Source organism: Caulobacter sp., from assembly GCF_049283275.1.
Lineage (GTDB): Bacteria > Pseudomonadota > Alphaproteobacteria > Caulobacterales > Caulobacteraceae > Caulobacter.
Window position 1 is genome coordinate 1 of record NZ_JBAPVS010000189.1, and the last position, 6430, is coordinate 6430.

At 66.3% G+C, this 6430-nt stretch carries 7 protein-coding genes and 2 tRNA genes; 6 read left to right on the top strand and 3 right to left on the bottom strand.

Annotation, left to right across the window (positions count from 1 at the left end; genetic code table 11):
* From WAL33_RS10270 to WAL33_RS10285, 4 genes are all read left to right on the top strand, one after another.
* Positions 1 to 529: GNAT family N-acetyltransferase (locus tag WAL33_RS10270; protein ID WP_422181039.1), on the top strand; the 529-nt coding region annotated here is incomplete at its 5' end.
* 24 nt (positions 530 to 553) lie between these two features.
* On the top strand, positions 554 to 790 hold the full coding sequence (locus WAL33_RS10275) for a hypothetical protein (RefSeq protein ID WP_422181041.1): 237 nt from the start codon (positions 554 to 556) through the stop codon (positions 788 to 790).
* Between the two features lie 81 nt (positions 791 to 871).
* The gene (locus tag WAL33_RS10280; RefSeq protein WP_422181043.1) at positions 872 to 1234 is read left to right on the top strand and encodes a hypothetical protein; all 363 of its coding nucleotides are present in this window, start codon (positions 872 to 874) and stop codon (positions 1232 to 1234) included.
* A gap of 59 nt (positions 1235 to 1293) precedes the next feature.
* Complete coding sequence (locus WAL33_RS10285) at positions 1294 to 2625, top strand: hypothetical protein (RefSeq protein ID WP_422181045.1); 1332 nt, start codon at positions 1294 to 1296, stop codon at positions 2623 to 2625.
* A gap of 215 nt (positions 2626 to 2840) precedes the next feature.
* Here WAL33_RS10285 and WAL33_RS10290 read toward each other — a convergent pair whose 3' ends face one another.
* The 3 genes from WAL33_RS10290 to WAL33_RS10300 all read right to left on the bottom strand — a co-directional run bounded on the left by WAL33_RS10290 (position 2841) and on the right by WAL33_RS10300 (position 3926).
* Positions 2841 to 3269, bottom strand: coding sequence for a MucR family transcriptional regulator (locus WAL33_RS10290; RefSeq protein WP_012285398.1), 429 nt, complete (start codon positions 3267 to 3269; stop codon positions 2841 to 2843).
* Between the two features lie 96 nt (positions 3270 to 3365).
* A complete protein-coding gene (locus WAL33_RS10295; protein WP_422181047.1) occupies positions 3366 to 3662 on the bottom strand; it encodes a hypothetical protein in 297 nt (98 codons plus the stop codon).
* A gap of 190 nt (positions 3663 to 3852) precedes the next feature.
* A tRNA-Gln gene (locus WAL33_RS10300) sits at positions 3853 to 3926 on the bottom strand.
* A gap of 150 nt (positions 3927 to 4076) precedes the next feature.
* On the opposite strand from WAL33_RS10300, the gene WAL33_RS10305 reads away from it, so the two are divergent.
* Positions 4077 to 4153 (top strand) — tRNA-Pro (locus tag WAL33_RS10305).
* Positions 4154 to 4318: 165 nt separating this feature from the next.
* Positions 4319 to 6106 (top strand): signal peptide peptidase SppA, encoded by a 1788-nt coding sequence (gene sppA / locus WAL33_RS10310; RefSeq protein ID WP_422181049.1) that lies wholly within the window; start codon positions 4319 to 4321, stop codon positions 6104 to 6106.
* The last annotated feature ends 324 nt before the right edge of the window (positions 6107 to 6430 follow it).

Consider the following 6430-nt stretch of genomic DNA (forward strand, 5'->3'; position numbering starts at 1 on the left):
CACAGACGCCGACCTGGCCGCCATCACCGCCATCTACGGCTGGAACGTCCTCAACGGCCTGGGCACCTTCGAGGAGGTTCCGCCGGACGAGGCCGAGATGGGCCGCAGGCGCGCGGCCTTCCTGGCCAAGGGCCTGCCCTATCTGGTCGCCGAGCAGGACGGCGTGGTGCTGGGCTATGCCTACGCCGGCCCGTTCCGCCTGCGCGCGGCCTATCGCTACACCGTCGAGGACAGCGTCTATGTCGGCCCGGACGCGGTGGGCAAGGGCGTGGGCAAGGCGCTGCTGTCGGCCGTGATCGAAATCTGCGAGGCCCAGGGCCTGCGCCAGATGTGCGCGGTGATCGGCGACAGCGGCAACGCCGCCTCGATCAGCCTGCACGCGGCGCTGGGCTTCGAGCGGAAGGGCGTCTTCCCCGCCATGGGCTACAAGTTCGGCCGCTGGGTGGACCTGGTCTGGATGCAGCGCCCGCTGAACGGCGGCGGCGCGCGCGAACCGGACGCGCCGGGCATGGAGCTGCGCGGGGTTTGAGGCGGGCCGACTTGAGGTGACTTGATGCAAATCGATCAAACTGGCTGGCTATGCATAGCTCTCGCATCGGTGTGTTTTCTGATCGTCGCGCTGGGCCTCAAAACAGGCAGAACTCTCGGCGTCGCCTTTAGAAGTCGGTTCATCGCCCGTCGGGAAAACGAGCCCGGCCTGTTTGGCTGCTCCCTGCTTCTGTTCGGCGCCGTGGGCGTATTCCTGACCTATGTCGTCGTTTCGATAGGATTGAGCTGGTTCAAGCATTGAGGCTCAAAGCGTCGTCCTTGGCGCCGCTGCCTCGCCAAACGGCGGCTTGCTCGCCGAGGCTACCATCCCTACTCTGCAGCCATGCTCGGCCTGCGCACCCTGATGCTGATCCTGCTGGCGGCGGTCTTCGCCGTCGGCGGACCGCTGCGCGCCCTGCCCGCTCACGCCGAAGCCGCGCCGCCCTGCCACGAGGTGGCGGCGGACATGGACCGGTCGGGGGGCGAGTTGGCGGACATGGTCCACGACAAGGCGCCAGCCCACAAGCCCAAGCCCGGCGCCTTGGCCATGAACTGCTGCGCCGGCTGCCTGCCCACCGCGGTCCGCGACATCGCCATGGCCACGGCGCCGGGCGCGGCCGTCCGCCTGGGCTTCCCGGCGCTCAGCCAGTCGCTCGACGGCCTGAGCCCCGCGCCGGAGCACGGCCCTCCCAGACCCCTCGCCTGAAGCCTTCCACGCGGTCGCCGCGTGGATCATCCTCCCCTTGCTTCAGAAAGGTCGGTCCGATGACCACCCAGACTTTCCGCGCGCGCCTATTGGCCTGCGCCGCCCTCGCCGCGAGCCTTGGCCTCGCCGCGCCCGTCTTCGCCCAGGACCACACAGGTCATGACATGGGTGTGATGTCCGATGCGGACATGAAGGCGATCCCCGACGACGCCGACGCACCGGCCATGGGCAACATGGACATGTCCATGACCAGCCCCCTGGGCGGCTACGCCATGGCCCGCGACGCCTCCGGCACCAGCTGGCAGCCCGACGCCTCGCCGCACGACGGCGTCATGGTCCACACCGACAGCGGCTGGATGCTGATGGGCCACGCTGTGTTCAACGGCGTCTATGACAACCAGGGCGGACCGCGCGGCGGCGACAAGGCGTTCCTGGCCGGCATGGTGATGGGCATGGCCCAGCGCGAGGTGGGCCAAGGCACATTGGGCTTCAAGGCCATGGTCAGCCCCGACCCGTTCATGGGCAAGAACGGCTACCCGCTGCTGCTGGCCACCGGCGAGACGGCCGACGGCGAGCATCCCCTGGTCGATCGCCAGCACCCGCACGACCTCTTCATGGAGCTGGCGGCCACCTACAGTCGTCAGGCCGGCAAGGACACCGACGCCTATCTCTATGTCGGCTTGCCCGGCGAGCCGGCGTTCGGTCCGCCGGCCTTCATGCATCGCCAGGCGTCCATGGACAGCCCCGAGGCTCCGATCACCCACCACTGGTTCGACTCGACCCACATCACCTTCGGCGTGGTGACCGCGGGCGTGTCGCATAACAACTGGAAGCTGGAGTCCAGCGCCTTCCGAGGGCGCGAACCGGACCAGAACCGCTATGACATCGAGACCGGTCGCCTGGACAGCGTCTCGTCGCGCGTCTCGTACAATCCCAGCCGCAACTGGGCCCTGCAGGCCAGCTGGACGCGGATCAACAGTCCCGAGGCGCTGGAGCCCGACGACGACGAGGCCCGCACCTCGGTCAGCGCGCTCTATTCTCGCCCGTTCGGAAACGGCGGCTCGCTCAGCGCCACCCTGGCCTGGGCCCGCAAGGACCGCATTCCCGGCGACGCCTTGCAGGCCTGGCTGTTCGAGGGGGCCGTCAAGCCCGACGCGCACTGGACCGTCTTCACCCGCGCCGAACAGGTGGAGCAGGACGAACTGGCTGGACACCACGGCGGCGTGGCGACGGTGCGCAAGCTGTCGATGGGGGCGATCTACGACGTGCCGCTGTCCGACACCGTCAAGCTGGGCTTCGGCGGCCTGGCCAGCGCGTTCGATGCGCCGGCGTCGCTCGGCTATGACGACCCGATGGGCGGCATGGCCTTCGTGCGCCTGAAGATCGGATAGCGGCCAATCGTCGACTGCAGTTGCGTGGTCCTCGTCTTTCGACAAGCTCAGGATGAGGACCAATTGCAGCCTCGGCAGTCGACAACCTCATCCTGAGCTTGTCGAAGGACGAGGTTTCGCTCCAAAGCCGGAGGTAATCCGCGCGAGTGAACAAAGAAAAACCCCCGCCGTCACCGGCGGGGGTTTTGCTCGATTTCGACCTTTAGAGGGTCGGATCAGCCTTTGCGGCCGCGCGGGGCCTTGGCCTTGCGGCCGCCTTGACCCAGGCCCAGGGCCTTGGCCATGGCCGAGCGGGCTTCGCTATAGGCCGGGGCGGTGGTGGGATAGTCGTTGGGCAGACCCCACTTGGCCTTGTATTCGGCGACGGTCATGCCGTGCGTGGTCAGGTGACGCTTCAGCGTCTTGTAAGGCTTGCCGTCTTCGAAGCTGATCAGGGCGTCGGGCGTAATGCTGCGACGGATTTGAGCCGGCGTAGCCTTCGTAACCGTTTCGACGGGAGCGGCTTCAGGAGAACCAATACCGGCCAGAGCATCGTGGGTGGCTCGGATCAGGGCCGGCAGATCGGAGACCGACGTGCTGTTATTGGCCACATAGTTGGCGACGATCTCGGCCGTGAGTTCGATCAGGGTAGCTTTGTCTTCCACGAGTGTCTCTCCGGTGGTTCTTTGACTTGCAGATACACCCGCCCCGTAGAAATACAAGTACTCAATCCGGGTAATCGCACTTGCTGAGCCCTTAGGTTAAGCGAATCTTGAGAACAGCGACGAGAAAATCGCCTCGGCTCTAAACCATAAGAAGCGGTCAGGGCGTGATTTTTCCGTCCCGAACACGCCCGCTGAGTCCGATGTTGCTCGAACAAAAGTGTCGGCATTGCAACGATTCCCCGCGTCAAAAGATGAGGCGAAGATCAGCCTTCTTTCCATACCAAGCCTTGTCGAAACAAGGCTGACCCCTTGAAACATAAAGACTTGGCGGCGCCGGACCGACTTGCGCCCGGAAGCATCAGGACAAACGCCGCCTTGATTTTCGAAGGCCAAGGCTGCTCCCGGAGGCCAGGAGAATTTCAAGTCGGACCGCGCATGTTCAAGGCGACGGCTCGTGGGTCGTCACGAAAATCCCCGCCGTGAGACGGACGGTTAATTTCTGTGGAAAACTGAGACGGAACGGCGTTCGGCCCGGCCGGCCCTGGGGCCGCCGAGGCGAAAACTGATCCGAGACGGAAGAGCGTGGCTGGGGAACTAGGACTCGAACCTAGAACGACGGTACCAAAAACCGCTGTGTTACCATTACACCATTCCCCAGCAGGAACGGCGAAACCCCGTGGGGCCCGGCGAGGCGGTGGAGATAGCGCAGGAGTCGGATGGATGCAACGCTGCTTTGAACTTCTTTTTCGAGGTGATTTTTGGCGCTTGCGAGACTGTCGGGGCCTGTCTATAAGCCGCCCTCCAAGTCGGAGTGTGGCTCAGTCTGGTAGAGCACTGCGTTCGGGACGCAGGGGTCGCAGGTTCAAATCCTGCCACTCCGACCATTCTTTCCCGAGATTTCCTGAAAACGTCGCATGACGCCGCCGCCCCTCGGGGCGCGCCCTCGCCGCGACCGTGCGCGACCCTAGACGCCGGGTTGCGCGCTGTTCATTTGACCGCGACGCCAGGGTCGCTACTAGCTTGCGCGACAATAGGCAGCAGGACGTACGATGAAGCAGTTCCTCATGACCGTGGCCGGCGTTTTCGTCGGCTTGGTGTTGTTCCTCGTCGGCGTGCCCTTCCTTCTGATCGTCATGGCGGCCAGCGCCGCCCGCCCTGCCCCGGTTCCGGCCCACACGGTGCTGCAGCTGGACCTGCGCGGCGGCCTGTCCGACCAGGACTCGCAAAACCCCTTCGCGGCCTTCGGCGGCGGGGGCGGCCGGTCGGTGATGTCGATCATCGAGACGATGCGTCGCGCCGAAACCGACGACAAGGTCAAGGCCGTGCTGGTGCGCCTGCCGGAGGGCGGCATGGCCCCGGCCTCGGCCGACGAACTGCGCCTGGCGTTCAAGCACTTCCGCGCGGTCGGCAAGAAGCCGATCTTCGCCCACAGCCAGGGGCTCTATCCCTCGGGCCTGGTCACCTCGACCTATATGCTGGGCTCGGCGGCCAGCGAATTCTGGATGCAGCCCGACAGCTCGCTGCAGGCGGTGGGCGCGTCCAGCGAGGAGATGTTCTTCAAGCGCTTCTTCGACAAGTACGGCGTCAAGGCCGACTACGAGCAACGCTACGAGTACAAGAACGCGGTCAATCCGTTCCTTTATGATGACTACACGCCCGCCCACCGGGAATCGACGCTGTCGTGGATAGGCTCGGTCTACACCACGGCCCTGACGACCGCCGCCCACGACCGCAAGGTCGATCCGGCCGCCCTGATCAAGACGATCGAGGCCGGCCCCTACAGCGCCGAAGAAGCCAGGGCCAAGGGCCTGATCGATCGGGTCGGCCAGGTGAAGGACGCCCAGGACGCCATGCTGTCGCGCGCGGGCAAGGGCGCCAAGCTGGTGGACTTCGACGACTACGCCGACCGCGCCAAGCGTTCGCCGGTCAAGACGGGCCCGACGATCGCGGTCGTCTCGGCCGAGGGCGCGATCATGACCGGCAGCGGCGAAGGCGGCTCGCCGTTCGGCGGCGACAGCACGATCTATTCCGACCAGCTGGCCAAGGCGCTGTACGACGCCATCGACGACAAGGACGTCAAGGCGATCGTGTTCCGGGTTTCCTCGCCCGGCGGCTCGGACACCGCTTCCGAACAGATCCTGGCCGCCGTGAAGGCCGCCAAGAAGGCGGGCAAACCCGTCGTGGTCTCGATGGGCACCTACGCGGCCTCGGGCGGCTACTGGATCAGCTCGGGCGCTTCGGCCATCGTCGCCGAGCCCACCACCCTGACCGGCTCGATCGGCGTGTACGGCGGCAAGTTCGCCTTGGGCGAAGCCCTGGCCCGGTTCGGCGTCGACACGCGCCAGGTGCATGTCGGCGGCGACTATTCGGGCGCGTTCGGCACGGGCGAAGGCTTCACCCCCGACCAGCGGGCCAAGTTCGCCGCCTGGATGGACCGCATCTACGCCGGCTTCATCCACCGCGTCGCCGAGGGCCGCAAGCTGCCGCCCGAGCGCGTGCGCGAGATCGCCAAGGGCCGCGTCTGGACCGGGGTCCAGGCCAAGCAGTTGGGCTTGGTCGACGAGCTGGGCGGCTTCTACGAGGCGGTCGAGAAGGCCAAGGGCCTGGCGGGCCTCAAGGGCGAGGTGAAGCTCAAGAAGTTCGGCGGCTCGGACTCGCCGTTCGAGGCGCTGGAAAGGGTGCTGGGGGTCAGCGAGGCCTCGATGCGCACCCTGGCCGCCTCGGCCTGGTTGCTGGGCGACCCGCGCTCGCAGGCGATCCTGGACGAGATGGCCAAGACCCGGCTGCGCGGCGCGCCCGGCGGCGCGGCGGTCCTGGCCGACACGCCGGTTCGGTAGGTGTCGGCATCGGAATGAGGTGAAGGGCCGTCCGGGAGACCGGGCGGCTCTTTTTTCGTGGGTTGCGATCAGCTTGTCCCCTACGGACCGCTTCGCGAGGCTCCGCCCCCTTTCGGGGCGGACAGACCGCGAAGCGGTCAGGTGGGGGCAAGTGTTCGCGGGCGCGGCCTCTCGTCCTCACGCGGAAACCCGCTGAGCGTATGGGAAGGGTGCGAAGCGCCCGGGCCTCGCCCGGAGTAGCTTTGATTTGAATACCGTTTCGACGAAGTTCAGACGCTCCGCGCGGCCGTTATCCGGAAGCCTTCGGATCGCGGATTTTTAACC